At 42.7% G+C, this 15,467-nt stretch carries 13 protein-coding genes; 8 read left to right on the forward strand and 5 right to left on the reverse strand.

The genetic code is table 11. From position 1 onward, the window contains the following. Positions 1–21: 21 nt before the first annotated feature. Positions 22–1,110: a glycine cleavage system aminomethyltransferase GcvT gene (gene gcvT / locus B1s21122_RS03745; protein WP_095680567.1), complete on the reverse strand. Its 1,089-nt coding sequence runs from the start codon at positions 1,108–1,110 to the stop codon at positions 22–24. 128 nt (positions 1,111–1,238) lie between these two features. Between gcvT and B1s21122_RS03750 the strand changes: the two genes are divergently transcribed. From B1s21122_RS03750 to B1s21122_RS03765, 4 genes are read left to right on the forward strand one after another with little or no spacing between them, the layout of a single operon-like run. Further along, a complete protein-coding gene (locus tag B1s21122_RS03750; protein WP_095680566.1) occupies positions 1,239–2,723 on the forward strand; it encodes a leucyl aminopeptidase in 1,485 nt (494 codons plus the stop codon). A gap of 54 nt (positions 2,724–2,777) precedes the next feature. Continuing rightward, positions 2,778–4,145, forward strand: a complete 1,368-nt coding sequence (gene lpdA, locus B1s21122_RS03755) for a dihydrolipoyl dehydrogenase (protein ID WP_095680565.1) — start codon at positions 2,778–2,780, stop codon at positions 4,143–4,145. A gap of 34 nt (positions 4,146–4,179) precedes the next feature. Then, complete coding sequence (sucB, locus tag B1s21122_RS03760) at positions 4,180–5,865, forward strand: 2-oxoglutarate dehydrogenase, E2 component, dihydrolipoamide succinyltransferase (RefSeq protein WP_095680564.1); 1,686 nt, start codon at positions 4,180–4,182, stop codon at positions 5,863–5,865. Between the two features lies 1 nt (position 5,866). Next, positions 5,867–6,754 carry a TIGR01777 family oxidoreductase gene (locus tag B1s21122_RS03765; RefSeq protein ID WP_095680563.1) on the forward strand — a complete coding sequence of 296 codons (888 nt, stop codon included), beginning with the start codon at positions 5,867–5,869 and terminating at the stop codon, positions 6,752–6,754. On the opposite strand, the gene B1s21122_RS03770 is transcribed toward B1s21122_RS03765, so the two are convergent. The 3 genes from B1s21122_RS03770 to B1s21122_RS03780 are packed head-to-tail and all read right to left on the reverse strand — an operon-like array spanning position 6,735 to position 11,083. Beyond that, entirely contained in the window at positions 6,735–7,880 is a 1,146-nt protein-coding gene (locus B1s21122_RS03770) for an NAD(P)/FAD-dependent oxidoreductase (protein ID WP_095680562.1), read from the reverse strand. The two genes, B1s21122_RS03765 and B1s21122_RS03770, sit on opposite strands and share 20 nt — an antisense overlap. A gap of 2 nt (positions 7,881–7,882) precedes the next feature. Beyond that, positions 7,883–8,890: a Gfo/Idh/MocA family protein gene (locus B1s21122_RS03775; RefSeq protein ID WP_095680561.1), complete on the reverse strand. Its 1,008-nt coding sequence runs from the start codon at positions 8,888–8,890 to the stop codon at positions 7,883–7,885. A gap of 9 nt (positions 8,891–8,899) precedes the next feature. Further along, positions 8,900–11,083 (reverse strand): MMPL family transporter, encoded by a 2,184-nt coding sequence (locus tag B1s21122_RS03780; protein WP_095680560.1) that lies wholly within the window; start codon positions 11,081–11,083, stop codon positions 8,900–8,902. A 129-nt stretch (positions 11,084–11,212) separates the two neighbouring features. On the opposite strand from B1s21122_RS03780, the gene lipB reads away from it, so the two are divergent. The 3 genes from lipB to B1s21122_RS03795 are packed head-to-tail and all read left to right on the forward strand — an operon-like array spanning position 11,213 to position 13,503. After that, the gene (gene lipB, locus B1s21122_RS03785) at positions 11,213–11,866 is read left to right on the forward strand and encodes a lipoyl(octanoyl) transferase LipB (RefSeq protein WP_095680559.1); all 654 of its coding nucleotides are present in this window, start codon (positions 11,213–11,215) and stop codon (positions 11,864–11,866) included. Continuing rightward, positions 11,863–12,792, forward strand: a complete 930-nt coding sequence (gene lipA / locus B1s21122_RS03790) for a lipoyl synthase (RefSeq protein WP_095680558.1) — start codon at positions 11,863–11,865, stop codon at positions 12,790–12,792. The genes lipB and lipA overlap by 4 nt, the downstream gene beginning before the upstream one ends. Positions 12,793–12,801: 9 nt before the next feature. After that, positions 12,802–13,503 carry a DUF4191 domain-containing protein gene (locus B1s21122_RS03795; RefSeq protein WP_095680557.1) on the forward strand — a complete coding sequence of 234 codons (702 nt, stop codon included), beginning with the start codon at positions 12,802–12,804 and terminating at the stop codon, positions 13,501–13,503. Positions 13,504–13,508: 5 nt separating this feature from the next. Here B1s21122_RS03795 and B1s21122_RS03800 read toward each other — a convergent pair whose 3' ends face one another. Continuing rightward, positions 13,509–13,889 carry an RDD family protein gene (locus tag B1s21122_RS03800; protein ID WP_095680556.1) on the reverse strand — a complete coding sequence of 127 codons (381 nt, stop codon included), beginning with the start codon at positions 13,887–13,889 and terminating at the stop codon, positions 13,509–13,511. Positions 13,890–14,036: 147 nt separating this feature from the next. Between B1s21122_RS03800 and glnA the strand changes: the two genes are divergently transcribed. Continuing rightward, positions 14,037–15,467 carry a type I glutamate--ammonia ligase gene (glnA, locus tag B1s21122_RS03805; RefSeq protein ID WP_009611627.1) on the forward strand — a complete coding sequence of 477 codons (1,431 nt, stop codon included), beginning with the start codon at positions 14,037–14,039 and terminating at the stop codon, positions 15,465–15,467.

Genomic DNA, 15,467 nt, shown 5'->3' on the forward strand with positions numbered 1-15,467 from the left:
TGTTTTGAAACTGGCTTGGCTTTATCGAACTTTAGATGCAACTAATGGCAAGGAAACGACCGTAAAGGTTGAATCATTGCCACGGATATCAATCACAACTTGATCATCCTTTTTCACATTTGAATCGATTAAAGCCAGGCCAATTCCCTTTTTTAATGCTGGTGAAAAAGTTCCGCTGGTGACTACACCGATCAGCTGCCCAGTTAAATCCTTAACCTGCATATCTTTTCGCGGAATGCCGCGGTCTGTTGCAACAATCGCTTTTAACTTTAATTTACTGCCGCTCTCTTTTTGCTTCAGTAAAACATCTCTGCCTCGAAACACTTCTTTACCCCAGCCAACTGCCCAACTCGCCCCTGCTTCAACAGGTGTGATTGTTAGAGATAACTCATGACCATGAAGTGGATAACCCATTTCAGTTCGAAGTAGATCTCTTGCCCCAAGACCGCAAATGGCACCTGATAATTCACCAATAGCTAAGACCAATTTGTCCCATACCTGCTGCGCATCTTTCCAAGCTGGGATAATTTCAAAACCAAACTCACCGGTGTAACCAGTACGGCACAAAATAACTGGGCAATTATCAATTTTTGTGTGAACAAATGACATGTAATCTAAATCTGTAACTATTCCAACCTTACTTAAAACCTTAGCTGAATCTGGCCCCTGCACCGCAAGCACCGCGTAATCATTATGCAGATTTGTCACCTTGATACCAGCAGGGCAATTACTATTTAATATTTCAAATACGGCAGTTGTATTTGATGCATTTGGGATAAGGAATAGATCTGAATCTGAATTACGATAAATAATCAGATCATCGACTACCCCACCATCCTCATTGCAAAGTAAGGTGTATTGGGCCTGCCCAGTAGCAATTTTTGTTAAATCATTTGTGACCATTTTGTTTATGAAATCAACGCTTCCCTCACCTATTACCGAGATTTTGCCTAGGTGTGAAACATCAAAGATCCCAACATGTTGTCGAACTGCTGTGTACTCTGCAATTGCGCCAGTTTGTGGATATTCAATTGGCATCAGCCAGCCACCAAAATCAGCCATCTTTGCATTAAGAGCTAAATGACTATCAGCCAGTGGTGATTGGTTCATGGCCCAAACCTACACGCCTTATTTATGGAAATCACTCATTGGTAATACCCATAATTATCACCTTTTATGAGAATCCTTTAGGCTTATCCCAGATCTAAAAACTGCGATTTTGATAAAACAGGAGTGCAATGGCCAAGGTGAAATTAACTTCTAAAGTTGATAGTGAAATATTAGTTGTTGGCCTAGCTATCTCCAATAAGAAGCTTCAGATTGAATCTGGTTCATCCCAAATAGATAGTGCTTCATTGCTAGCAACATTAAATGCAATGGGCGCGACTGGAAAAGCAGATGAAGTTATTAAGTTGCCTGGCAAAAATACAAAATTAGTGGTCTTCACCGGATTAGGTGAAATTAACTCCGCATTTGATCCTGAAAATTTAAGGCGCGCAGCAGGGGCTGCAGCCCGTGACCTAAATGGAAATAAAAGCGCAACCTTTTCACTGCCCCATAAATCAGTTGTTGAATTAGCAGCCATTGCTGAGGGTGCTGCTCTTGGCGCCTATACCTTCACAGAATTTCTAGGTAGCAGTAAGCAAGATCAAAAAGAGCCACTTTCGCAGGTAAGTGTGATCTCTAAATTTGCCGATACCGCTCAAGCTAAAGCTGCTGCAAAGCGCGCTGAAATCATTGCTGAACAAACTTATTTAGTTAGAGATTTAATCAATACCCCGCCAAGTCATTTAACGCCAGATTCTTTCTCACAACAGCTTAAGAAACTTTCTACCAAGTATGGAGTTAAGGCTGAAATTTTCAATGATGCCTCACTTAAAAAAGGTGGCTACGGCGGAATCATTGGTGTTGGTCAAGGATCAGCAAACCCACCACGGTTACTACATGTTTCATACTCACCAGCTAAAGCCAAAAAGCGATATGCATTTGTCGGCAAAGGAATCACCTTTGATACCGGAGGCCTTGCACTAAAGCCAGCTAATGGCATGGAGGCAATGAAATCAGATATGTCCGGGGCAGCTGCAGTAATCGCAGCAGTCTTTGCCATCGCACAACTTAAATTGCCGATTGCAATTGATGGCTGGGCGCCACTAGCTGAAAATATGGTTAGTGATAACGCCACCAGACCTAGTGATGTCATAACAATTTACGGTGGAAAAACTGTTGAAGTGTTAAATCCTGATGCTGAAGGTCGCTTAGTTTTAGCAGATGCACTAGTTAAAGCTGCTGAGGTAGGCAAGAAAGCTGGTGGATTAGATGGAATTATTGATGTTGCCACATTAACTGGCGCACAAGTTGTAGCACTTGGTACAAGAACCTCTGCAGTCATGACGAATAATGATGAGTTTAGTAATCAGTTTTTAAAGGCTGCTGAAATAGCAGGTGAATCTTTTTGGCCAATGCCACTTCCTGTAGAACTTCGCGCTTCTCTTGATTCACCAGTTGCAGATCTTGCAAATATTGGTGATCGAATGGGTGGCATGTTAGTTGCTGGAATATTCTTAAAAGAGTTTATTGATCCGCAAACTCCTTGGTTGCACTTGGATATTGCAGGTCCTGCCTATAACGAAAAAAGTGCACATGGATATACACCAGTTGGTGGAACCGGAATCGCCTTGCGCTCACTTGTGCAATTAGCTGAGTTGGCTTCCTCACAGTCATAGTGTCGATATTTTCATTGGTTTATCAAGGGCAACGATTCGTGGCAGGATTACCTCATGGCCGATTTTGATCTAGTAATTCTCGGTGGCGGTAGTGGTGGTTACGCAGCAGCACTTCGCGCATCCCAGTTAGGTCAAAAAGTAGTTTTAATCGAGAAGGAAAAACTCGGCGGCACCTGTCTACATAAAGGTTGTATTCCAACTAAAGCTCTCCTGCACGCCGGTGAGATTGCAGATAACACCAGGCATGCTGCAGATTTTGGCGTTAAAGCAGATTTTCACTCTATGGACATGGCAGCAGTTAATACATATAAAGATGGTGTGATTGCAAAGCTTCACAAAGGTTTAGAAGGCTTAGTTAAATCAAGAAATGTTACCTATGTACAAGGTAGTGGAAAGTTAGTTTCCAATAACACTGTTGAAGCCAACGGCACAAAATACACCGGCAAGAATGTAATCCTTGCAACTGGTTCTTATCCAAAAACTCTTCCTGGCCTTGAAATTGACGGCAAGCAAATCATTACCAGCGAGCAAGCGATCAAACTTGATTACGTTCCAAAATCTGTAATAGTCCTCGGTGGTGGAGTAATTGGCTGTGAGTTTGCATCAGTGTGGAAATCATTTGGTGCAGAGGTAACAATTATTGAAGGACTTAACCATTTAGTGGCGTTAGAGGATGAATCCTCAAGTAAGCAATTAGAGCGCGCGTTCCGCAAGCGTGGAATTAATTTTGAACTTGGAGTTAAATTCAAATCTGCAGAGCGTGGCAAGAAAGATGTAAAGATCACCCTAGAAGATGGCAAAGAATTCTCAGCTGAAATACTTCTAGTTGCAGTAGGTCGCGGACCAGTATCAGCAGGCCTTGGTTATGAAGAGGCTGGCATAAAGATGGATCGTGGTTATGTGCTCGTTGATAACAAGTGTCGAACCAATGTGGCTGGAATTTGGGCAGTTGGAGATTTGATTCCAACATTGCAATTAGCCCATGTTGGATTTGCTGAAGGAATTATGGTGGCGGAAGAAATTGCTGGGCTAAATCCAAGAGCAATAAATTACGATGGCGTCCCACGAGTTACCTACTCAGAGCCTGAAGTTGCCTCCGTTGGACTAACCACTGCCCAAGCCAAGGCTGCTGGAAATGATGTAGTTGAGTTAAATTATGATTTAGCAGGAAATGGCAAAGCTAATATTCTAAAAACTGCTGGTTCAGTTAAATTGGTAGCAAAGAAGAATGGCCCAGTATTAGGTATTCACATGGTGGGCTCTCGCGTAGGTGAGTTACTAGCTGAGGCTCAGTTGATCTATAACTGGGAAGCAGATGCCGCCGATGTTGCCCAACACATTCATGCCCATCCAACCTTGTCTGAGGCAATGGGTGAGGCACACTTAGCCTTGGCCGGTAAGCCATTGCATGCCCACGGATAATTTGAACATGGTTAATAGAAAGGTTGAAAGATAAATGACATTTTCAGTAACCATGCCAGCACTTGGCGAATCTGTAACTGAAGGAACTGTTACACGTTGGCTTAAAAAAGAGGGCGATTCAATTGCAGTAGATGAGCCATTACTAGAAGTTTCAACAGATAAAGTCGATACTGAAATTCCATCCCCAGTTGCCGGCGTATTACAAAAAATTGTTGTGCAAGTTGATTCCACAGTTGCAGTTGGCGCAGAGCTTGCTGTAATTGCTGAATCTGGTTCTGCTGCTAAGCCTGCTGCGCAAACTTCAGCACCCGTTGCTGCGCCGACACCGCCGCCAGTAGCAACTCCTGCTCCAACTCCAGTTGCACCTGTTCAAGTTTCAACTCCAGCGCCAGCAAGTAGCGGTGCCACAATTGTTTCTATGCCAGCATTAGGTGAATCTGTAACTGAAGGAACTGTTACAAGATGGTTGAAGAAGGTTGGTGACGCGATAGCTGCTGATGAGGCATTGCTGGAAGTTTCAACAGATAAAGTGGATACTGAAATTCCTTCTCCAGTATCTGGCACCGTATTAAGTATTGATGTTCCAGTTGATTCAACTGTTGCAGTTGGTGCTCGCTTAGCCTCCATTGGAGTCTCTGGCACAACCGCACCTGCTGCTAAACCAACTCCTGTTGCACCTGTTGCAACACCTACGCCAACTCCAATACCAACACCTGCGCCTGTTGCACCTGCTGTTATGCCAGCGCCAGTTATTGCTCCTGCCCCAGTTGCAGCTGCGCCTGTTAGCTCATCTCGCGCAGATGATGCGTATGTAACTCCTATTGTTCGAAAACTAGCTGCAGAAGCTGGTGTAAACCTTGCAACAATTAAGGGAACCGGTGTCGGCGGAAGAATTCGCAAAGAAGATATTTTGGCAGCAACTCCACGCGCTGCCGCAACACCAACTGCAACTGTGATGGCATCAACTGCTGCCGCTCCTCGTGGACCACTTGCCGTATCACCACTTCGTGGCACAACTGTGAGCATGTCAAGACTTAGAAAAGTTATTGCAGATCGAATGGTTGAATCACTTAAAATCTCTGCGCAGTTAACAACGGTAGTTGAAGTCGATGTTACAAAAATTGATCGGTTACGAAATGCTGCGAAGGCCTCTTTTGAATCACGAGAAGGTGTGAAACTAACATTCCTACCATTTTTTGCAGTTGCAGTATGTGAAGCATTAAAGCAACACCCAGTTTTAAACTCCTCAGTTGAGGGTGATCAAATTACTTACCATGGCTCTGAACACCTTGGAATTGCCGTTGATACTGACCGTGGATTACTGGTGCCAGTTGTAAAAGATGCTGGTGATTTAAATATGGGTGGTGTTGCTCGCAAGATTTCCGATGTGGCAGCTAGAACTAGAGAAAATAAGATTACTCCAGATGAATTAGGTGGTGGAACATTCACCATTACTAATACCGGATCTCGTGGCGCTCTTTTTGATACACCAATCATTAATCAACCACAGGTAGCAATTCTTGGATTAGGTGCAGTAGTTAAGCGCCCAATGGTTGTAAAAGGTGCTGATGGCGGAGAAACAATTGCGATTAGATCTATGGTTTATCTTGCACTCTCCTACGATCACCGAGTTGTCGATGGCGCAGATGCAGCGCGCTTCTTAGTTACATTAAAAGAAAGACTTGAAGAGGGCCGCTTCGAATCTGATTTAGGTCTGTAATTTGCCACGTTCTAAAAAAATAGCAGTCACCGGTGCTTCTGGATTAATTGGTAGCGCACTTTGTGCTCAACTAAAAAATGATGGCCATCAAGTTTTAAAGTTAGTTAGAAGACCAACTCGACTATCTGATGAGGTCACCTGGAATCCTGTTAAAGGTGAGATTGATTTAAAGCCACTAGAGGGAATAGATGCGGTATTTCATTTAGCTGGAGCTGGTGTTGGAGATAAAAGATGGTCTGCGGCATATCGATCAGAGATTTTGAATTCCAGATTACTTGGCACAACCACAATTGCTAATGCCTGTGAACAATTACAGCCAGAGGTTTTCATTTCATCTAGCGCAATTGGATATTACGGTGAAACTGGAAATCGCGCTGTGGTGGAAACAGATCGAGGCGGTGAGGATTTTCTATCAATTGTTTGCCGTGAATGGGAGGCAGTTGCAAACCTGGCGCCAAGTGTTAGAACTGTAAAGCTAAGAACCGGTTTAGTGCTTGACCCAACTGGTGGCGCTCTTGGAAGAATGATGCCGATATTTAAATTTGGTTTAGGTGGCAAGTTAGGTTCTGGCAAACAATGGTGGTCTTGGATAACGCTGCATGATCAAATTCGGGCGATGACATTTTTAATGAATTCAAAAATTGAAGGAGCGGTTAATCTAACTGCTCCAAATCCAGTGACTAATCAAGAGTTCACCGCCGCATTAGCTCGGGCATTGAAGCGACCAGCATTTTTTCCTGCTCCAGCTTTTGCAATCAGAGCAGCTCTAGGTGGATTCTCAACTGAGGTGCTTGGATCTAAAAAAGTTATTCCTAAAGTATTAATGGATAACAACTTTGAGTTTGATTACCCACATCTGCTTGCAGCACTTACCGCATTAGTTGATTAATCGCCCTCGCGGCTAAATAACCACTTTTCATCGCCCCTTGCTGAGAAGGCGTGGCCATGTGATCTCCGGCGACATAAACACCCTCTGCCAACTGTAAATTTCTAGATTTACTCTGTCCTGGTAAATGTGCTGGCAATGATTGTTTGATCTCATAGTTAGCAACATATTGCCACTGCTGAGTATTCATCTGCCAAATACTGGATAACTCTTTTCTAAATACACTCTCTGTTATTGGAGAAAGTGATGTGGCGCTAATTAAGTGCTGACCTACTGGAGCATACTTTGCAGACACCTGACTGATAACAATTGAATTCACTAACTTTGAGTTAGATGAAATAACAAGATTTTTACCATCCATCGGCAGATCAGAGGTGGCAAAGTATGCGGTAGTTGATTCAAACATTTTAGGAAGTGCGCTACCGGTAACTAGCTGTGCGGCAGTCGTTGGATCAGTCGCCACAACAATGTACTTAGCGTTGTATTGCCCTGCAGTAGTTACAACTTTGCCCTTAGTGATCATCTCAACCCGCTCATTTAATTTCAGATTCTTTACTGATGCTGCCAACCTTTGAGAGAACTGGCCAACTCCCCCAGCTGGTATGCCAGGTAGTGATTTAACAAAGCTGCGCAAAATCTCTTGGGCAACATCGCCGGCAATATTTTTTGGATCACTCAGAAATACACCAGTCAAAAACGGTTTTAAGACTCGCTCATACAGCGTTGGAAATGAGGTGGTGTAGTCACCAAAACTTCTTAAATTACTCACCTTCGGATTAGCTACAAATCTAAGCAATTTTAACTTCTCGCCAACTGAACCGAATTGGGATGAAAATGTCGAAAGAGAATAACCAACTTTTCTTTGATAATCAGCTAATCTAATTTGACCCGAGAAGTATTTAAAATCTAAATCCTTTAACACTCCACTTTTTGCAACTTCTGGGTATTTTGGATTGATTACTTGAAAGCCACGATCACAAATGAATCCATCAATGTAATCACTTCTAACTCGGCCGCCTACAGAATCGCTGGCCTCTAGGAGTATTACAGATCGACCAGATTTTTCTAGCTCTCGCACAGCGCTTAATCCGGCTAACCCTGCGCCAACTACTATGCAATCAAAACTCATTCTTATCTGAAAGAGATCTCTCTAGCTTGATCGATAATTTTTGCTACCGCTAAAGCTTCATCAGTACTTACCGGCCACTTTCCACCAGCTAACGCATTTTTCACCTCTACGTAATACTGGGTGTAATTTCCATCAACTGCTTGATATTCAACTACTTGATCTCCTGCATGGATGTATGCCGCACTCTTTGTGCTCTGCTGCCATTTTCCATCCTTTGGTATCACCCCACTTCGTAACAAACTTTCTTGTGGATCTAAATCTTTGATTACCAAGGTGGCTTTATCGCCAACTAATCTGATGCGAGGACCAGCAGATCCCATAATCGCACTTGCTGACAAATATGAATCAACACCGTTTTGATGTTTAAGAGTTAAAACAATGTCATCATCAGATCCGCCGCGGATCGCTCTAACAGAGGCACTTATTAATTGTGCTGGACCAAACCAATCTAATGCGGTTGAAATTAAATGTGGCTGCAAATCAAGAAGGTTTCCACCACCCTGCTCAACATCCTTATTCTCTCGCCACCCTCCCTTTAATTGTGGACGGAAGACTTCAAATCGAGATTCTAAGCGAAAAATTTTACCCAACAAACCTTCACTAATAATCTTTTTAATAGTTGAAGCATCTGAGTCCCATTTGCGATTGAAATATGTTGAAACACCAACTCCAGTTTGCTTTGAAACTGCAATTATCTCTTCAGTCTCTTTTAATGTCCTCCCCATTGGTTTATCAACCACAACTGGAATACCCGCTTTTAATCCGGCGATTGCTTGTTCGGCATGAGACTGATTTGCAGAAGCCACAACTAATAAATCAATTTTGGTTTTAAGTAGATCTTCAAGTGAATTACAAATTTGCGAATTTGGAAAATCAGTTTTTGCATCCAGAATTCTTTGTTCATTTCTGGTTAAAATCGATGCGATCTCAAAGCCAGCACCAACTAGTAAGGGTGCGTGAAAATATCTCCCCGCTAATCCGTATCCTGCGATACCAACGCGGGGAGCCATCTTTAAATCCTACTTCTTATTTTCATATTGCAGCTTTGAAGGCCACCAGATCTTTGGTCCAATTACATGAACTAGCGCTGGAACCAACAAGGATCGAACAATAATTGTGTCCAGCAAAACTCCAAAGGCAACTGCAAAGCCAAGTTCGGCCAGGAACACCAGTGGCAAGACACCTAGAACTGCAAAGGTTGCTGCCAAAACAATTCCAGCAGAGGTAATAACGCCGCCTGTAACCGTTAAGCCCTTGATAACACCTTTTCGCGTACCAATCTTCATTGACTCCTCGCGAACTCGAGTCATCAGGAAGATGTTGTAATCAATACCTAATGCCACCAAGAAGATGAAGGCAAAGAGTGGGAATGATGCATCTGCACCAGCAAAACCAAAGACATGCTCAAATACAAGTTGGCAAACGCCAAGTGTTGCCATGAAAGAAAGCACCACCGTTAGCAAGAGAATGCCTGCTGCCAAAATGCTTCGAAGCAATAGACCTAGAATGATTCCGATAATCACTAGCACGATTGGAATGATCAATCGATTGTCATGTCGTGATGCCACATCGGTGTCATATTGAACAGCTGTTCCACCGCCGACCAATATATCTTTGTCGACCGCTTTTACAGCATCACGAATCAAAGGAATTGTATTTCTAGCATCAACTGAGTCTGGTGCAACCTTTAACGTAGCATTTAAAAGTACTTTGCCCTCTACCACTTTGATTGGCGGAGTAGGTTGTCCTGGAATCTTTTGACCAGCAACAATTGGTTCAACAAATGCCACATTAGAAACACTCATTAGTGCTGCAGTTGCTGCGGCAACATCATTTTCCTTTACAACTATCTCAACCGGTGATCCTTCACCACTTGGGAAGTGCTCCCCTAATTTTTCAAGTCCAATTACAGAATCAGTTCTAGTTGTGAATGCCTCGGTATTGGCCAATCCATCTGCCTTAAGAGTGAATGAAAAGCCTGCCAAAATTGTTAGTAGCAACGCCGTTGAAACCCAGATTCGCTTTGGATTCTTTTCAACTGCAGCACCAATTTTTGACCAAGCACCACTTAATTGTTCATCCACATCATCAAACCGGGGAACTTTTGGCCAAAAGATCCAGCGGCCAAAAACAACTAGAAGTGCTGGTAAGAAAGTAAGCACGGTGATCATTGCTGATGCGATTCCAATTGCACCTACCGGACCTAAACCTCTGTTCCCAGATAATTGGCTAAGCAGAAGTACTAATAGACCGGCAATAACTGTTGATCCTGAAGCAAGAATTGGTTCTACTACACCTCGTAATGCAATTCTCATTGCGTCATATCTTGATTCATGATGGTGCAACTCTTCTCGATACCTGGCAATCAGCAACAAGGCATAGTCAGTTGCTGCGCCTAATACCAAAACTGAAAGGATTCCCTGCGACTGTCCATTCAAATCTATTGTTCCTGCCTTCGCTAGGAAATAAACCACAGTTCCAGCTAATGACAATGCAGTCACTGCGGTAAACAGAGGCAAAATCCATAGGAATGGTGAGCGATAAACAATAATTAAAATGATAGAAACAACAATCAATGTTGTTAAGAGCAAGGTTGTATCAATTGAACCGAAAGCACCAAACAGGTCAGCAAAAATTCCACCAAAACCAGTTACATGGGTGGTGAGATTTTTGGCTTCAAAATTTTCCTTTAAATCCTCACGAATGAATTCAACAAGAATGGGTAGAGTCGGCTTCTCTTCAATATTTTCTTGTGCGATATCAGAATTAAGTGCGATATTTGCCAGCGCCGCCTTGCCATCCTCGGATGGAATAGCTTGGATTGGAAATCCTGGGACTATATAGGTGCTAATTGGTTTGCCTGATTCTGGCAAAATCTTCTCGCCCAATTTATTTAAATAATTTTGAATTTCACCCAGTTTGGCTGGATTCTTCTTTGGATCAACATCACCTAGAAAAACCAATAAGGTTGGGATTTGATCATTTGAGCTGTCTGAAAATTTAACAGTTACCTTGCTAGCCAAAGTAGATTCGGCGTTATCTGGCAAAAATGCAGCGTTATCATTTTCTTGAACCGTTGAAAGTTTTCCAAATGTTGGTCCTGCAACTGATGAGATACCTAACCAGGCGATGATGGCCACGATTGCAATCCAAAGTGGTTTACGACCCTTAACTGAGCCTTTTGATTTGGTTTTAGTAGCCATAGGAAAATGAGCCTTTCAAGGTGTTTGGTGAGGGGTGAAATCTATCAGCGATGCCATTTTGCTCACACCTGCCCTGCGCTTTTTATGCAAACTTTCGCTAAATATTAAGGTGGCAATTAGGCTAGGTGTGTGAGTTCAACCATATCTATTGTTAAGAGCCTTAAGGTTGAAGAGCTTGGTGTCATTGATTACCTAAGCGCTTGGGAATTGCAAAAACAAATCCAAGAAAAAGTTGCAAATAATCAAACTGAAAATAGATTGCTTATGCTTCAACATCCATCGGTTTATACAGCAGGGCGCAGAACGCAATTAGCTGACCGACCAATTGATAACACACCTGTAATTGATGTTGATCGTGGTGGAAAAATAACCTGGCACGGTCTTGGACAAATTGTTGGTTACCCAATATTGAGATTAAAGAATTCAACTGATGTGGTTGGCTTTGTGCGAGAGTTAGAAACGACGTTAATTCAAGTGTGTGAACTTTTTGGAGTTAAGGCTGATCGATACTGCGAGCGAAGTGGAGTTTGGGTAAGAGATCAAAAAGGAGATCGAAAGATTGCCGCTATCGGATTACGGGTTGCTAAAGGTGTAACCATGCATGGCTTTGCTTTGAATGTGAATCCAGATCTTTCTGCTTACTCCAAAATTATTCCTTGTGGCATTGCCGGTGCGCAGGTTACATCATTAGCAAAAGAACTTGATCGATCAATGAGCGTTGATGAAGTTATGCCAACTTTAATTAAAGAGATAACTCCTGTTTTAGAAAGATTATCCCAATGAGCATTGATCCAAATGGACGCAAGCTGCTTCGAATTGAAGCTAGAAATGCTCAAACACCAATTGAGCGAAAGCCAGAGTGGATTAAAACTCGCGCCCATATGGGTCCTGAGTACACAAAACTTCGATCCCTTGTAGCTAAAGAAGGTTTGCACACAGTTTGCCAAGAAGCGGCCTGTCCGAACATTTTTGAATGCTGGGAAGATCGAGAAGCAACATTCTTAATTGGTGGTGAAGCATGTACAAGAAGATGCGACTTCTGCAATATCGATACTGGTAAACCATTACCGCTAGATCGTGATGAACCTAGAAGAGTTGCCGAATCGGTAAGAAGTATGAATTTAAAGTATGCAACTATCACCGGTGTTGCTCGCGATGATTTAGATGATGAGGGCGCCTGGTTGTATGCCGAGACCATTGCTCAAGTTCACCAATTAAATCCTGGTGTTGGAGTTGAAATGTTGGCCCCAGATTTTAGTGGCCACCCACATTTATTAAATCAGGTCTTTGAAACTAGGCCAGAAGTTTTTGCGCATAACCTGGAGACTGTGCCAAGAATTTTCAAAGAGATTAGACCTGCATTTAGATATGAAAGATCTTTAAATGTAATCACCCAGGCACGAGATTTTGGTTTGATTACAAAATCAAATTTAATTCTTGGAATGGGTGAAACTCGCGAAGAGGTCACGCAAGCACTTGTTGATCTTCGTGGTGCTGGCTGTGATTTGATTACTATTACCCAGTATCTGCGGCCAACTGCAAAACATCATCCAGTGGTGCGATGGGTTAAGCCAAATGAGTTTGTGGAGTTGAGTAAAGAGGCGGAAGAAATAGGATTTCTTGGTGTTATGAGTGGTCCATTGGTACGTTCTAGCTATAGAGCAGGTCGTTTGTATAACCAAGCGATGGCTGCCCGGGCAGTTAAGTAAGGGAGAGATATGTTTGGTAGAAAGAAGAAAAAAGAAGAGGCAGCGGCAAAAGGTGATGCCCCTAAGAAGCAATCGCAATTAGCTGTTGTTAAAGATGCTTATCGCTTAGTTAAGAAGGACTCCCCACTTGCCGTAGTTTGGTGTTTGGTTATATTTGCTTTGGTTTTAACTTTTGGCATAATTATTGGCAATAACTTGGGTCATCCAATTTATGCCGGTTTCATTACATTGCCAGTTGCTTTCTTAGCCGCATTCTTTCTCTTCACTCGTTATGCCAACACTGCAGCCTTTGCTTCTATCCAAGGACAATTAGGAGCTGGCGCAAGTGTTTTGATGTCAATTAAACGAGGCTTTGTTACCACCCCTGCTGTAAATGTTAATCGCGATCAAGATATGGTCCACCGAGTATCAGGCAAGGCCGGCATTATTTTGGTTGGTGAAGGCGGATTTGGTGTTAAATCACTTATGCAAGATGAAAAGCGCAAGATGGAACGTTTCCTATCTGGTGTGCCAGTTACTGAAGTAATGGTCGGTGAGAATTCAGGTCAAGTTTCGATTAAAAAATTGCATAAGCATCTTAAGAAACTACCAAAGAAATTAAACACTGCTCAATTGCGTGAAGTGCGAGCGAGATTGCGATCAGTTGGTGGGTTAAATCTTCCAATGCCTAAGGGACCAATGCCTACAAATGTAAGGATGCCACGCAGGTAGGAAAGTTAGTATCTCTCTCTTACAGTTTGGCTATTTGCAAAGTGATCATGAAGAGGTCGGCCGTTGTTTGTAAAAACTGCCGGTAGCACTAAACAAATTAACAAAGTTCTCAACACAATTCTGCCTACCTTGACCCGCTGTTGATCTGGATATGTCACAACTTTAATTGCCATTATCCGTTGACCAGCTGATGCGCCAAATGCAATGGTGAACAAACAAACTTCAAGATAGAAAATGATCAAGGTTGAAAAGGTATTGTCTGGAATCACCGCAGGACTAAGTAATCCAGCGATCAGCCGGCACATAGTCCAATCAATAACTAGGGCTAATAGCCGTCTGCCTAGTGAGGCCTCCGGCAGTAAATTTGGCGTAGCTTCCCAACTCATGCGGGCAACCCTAGCCCAAAGGGGAGAAAGTGAAACATAGATGTAACACGTGCTTTACGGCTTTTTCATTATTTTCTACTAGGTTTTACCTATCTGAAGCGGAGCAAAGTCGCCCTACTTTCAGCAATATTTATCTTAGGAGAATAGATGTTTAAGAATTCCGCAGAGATCTTCGATTACATCAAGAAGAATGATGTGAAGTTGATTGACGTTAGATTTATTGACCTACCAGGCATTCAGCATCACTTTAATGTGCCAGTTGAATCATTTGATGAAAGCGTATTTAAAGATGGATTAATGTTTGATGGATCCTCCATTAGAGGTTTCCAATCAATTCATGAATCAGATATGAAGTTACTTCCAGTTCCCTCCTCTGCATACCTTGATCCATTCCGCAAAGAGAAAACTTTAATAATTCTATTCTCCGTTCATAATCCAGATGACAACACTCCTTACTCAAGAGATCCTCGTGGAATTGTTGCTAAAGCTGTTGATTTCATGCGAAGCACCGGTATTGCTGATACCGCATTCTTTGCACCAGAGGCAGAGTTTTATGTCTTTGATCGAATTAGATTTCTAACTGGAATGAACCAAGCATTTCATCACATTGATTCATATGAAGGTGCTTGGAATACTGGAATTGAAGAGGATGCTGATGGCACACCAAACCGTGGTTATCGCACCCGAATCAAAGGCGGTTACTTCCCAGTTTCACCAACTGATCAATTTGCCGATCTGCGCGATGAAATGGTTATGAATCTTGGCAAGGTTGGATTACTTGTTGAGCGTGCTCACCATGAAGTTGGTACTGCAGGTCAGATGGAAATCAACTACCGCTTCAGCGATATTTTGACAGCTGGGGATGAGTTAATGAAGTTTAAATACATCATTAAGAACACTGCATGGGCAGCTGGTAAGACTGCAACCTTTATGCCAAAGCCTTTGTTTGGCGATAACGGTAGCGGTATGCATGTTCACCAATCACTTTGGAAGGATGGCAAGCCATTGTTCTGGGGAGATGGTTATGCAAATCTTTCTGACATGGCTCGTTGGTATATCGGTGGATTGTTAAAGCACGCACCATCACTCCTAGCATTTACTAACCCAACAGTTAACTCATATAAGCGATTAGTACCAGGGTATGAAGCACCAGTTAACTTGGTGTACTCAGCTAGAAATAGATCAGCTTGTATTCGTATTCCAATTACTGGATCTAATCCAAAGGCTAAGCGAATTGAGTTCCGTTGCCCAGATCCATCCTCTAATCCATATCTAGCATTTGCGGCGATGTTGATGGCTGGTATTGATGGTATCCAAAACAAAATTGAACCACCAAAGCCAGTTGATAAAGATCTGTATGAATTAGAAGGCGATGAAGCCAAAGCAATTCCACAAGTTCCTGGCTCACTTGATGCCGTTCTAGATAATCTAGAACGCGACAACGAGTTCTTAACTCGTGGCGGCGTATTTACAAAGGATCTAATTGATACTTGGATTGATTTCAAGCGCAAGCAAGAGGTGGATTACGTGAGATTGCGTCCACATCCAGCTGAGTTTGAACTTTATTACGATCTCTAA

This window comes from Candidatus Nanopelagicus limnes (genome assembly GCF_002287885.2).
Taxonomy (GTDB): domain Bacteria; phylum Actinomycetota; class Actinomycetes; order Nanopelagicales; family Nanopelagicaceae; genus Nanopelagicus; species Nanopelagicus limnae.

Coding starts and splice junctions, on each gene's coding strand:
- B1s21122_RS03800 (WP_095680556.1), bottom strand. CDS start 13,889: ATGAGTTGGGAAGCTACGCCAAATTTACTGCCGGAGGCCTCACTAGGC.
- B1s21122_RS03775 (WP_095680561.1), bottom strand. CDS start 8,890: ATGGCTCCCCGCGTTGGTATCGCAGGATACGGATTAGCGGGGAGATAT.
- B1s21122_RS03770 (WP_095680562.1), bottom strand. CDS start 7,880: ATGAGTTTTGATTGCATAGTAGTTGGCGCAGGGTTAGCCGGATTAAGC.
- B1s21122_RS03750 (WP_095680566.1), top strand. CDS start 1,239: ATGGCCAAGGTGAAATTAACTTCTAAAGTTGATAGTGAAATATTAGTT.
- B1s21122_RS03780 (WP_095680560.1), bottom strand. CDS start 11,083: ATGGCTACTAAAACCAAATCAAAAGGCTCAGTTAAGGGTCGTAAACCA.
- gcvT (WP_095680567.1), bottom strand. CDS start 1,110: ATGAACCAATCACCACTGGCTGATAGTCATTTAGCTCTTAATGCAAAG.
- lipA (WP_095680558.1), top strand. CDS start 11,863: ATGAGCATTGATCCAAATGGACGCAAGCTGCTTCGAATTGAAGCTAGA.
- glnA (WP_009611627.1), top strand. CDS start 14,037: ATGTTTAAGAATTCCGCAGAGATCTTCGATTACATCAAGAAGAATGAT.
- B1s21122_RS03795 (WP_095680557.1), top strand. CDS start 12,802: ATGTTTGGTAGAAAGAAGAAAAAAGAAGAGGCAGCGGCAAAAGGTGAT.
- lpdA (WP_095680565.1), top strand. CDS start 2,778: ATGGCCGATTTTGATCTAGTAATTCTCGGTGGCGGTAGTGGTGGTTAC.
- sucB (WP_095680564.1), top strand. CDS start 4,180: ATGACATTTTCAGTAACCATGCCAGCACTTGGCGAATCTGTAACTGAA.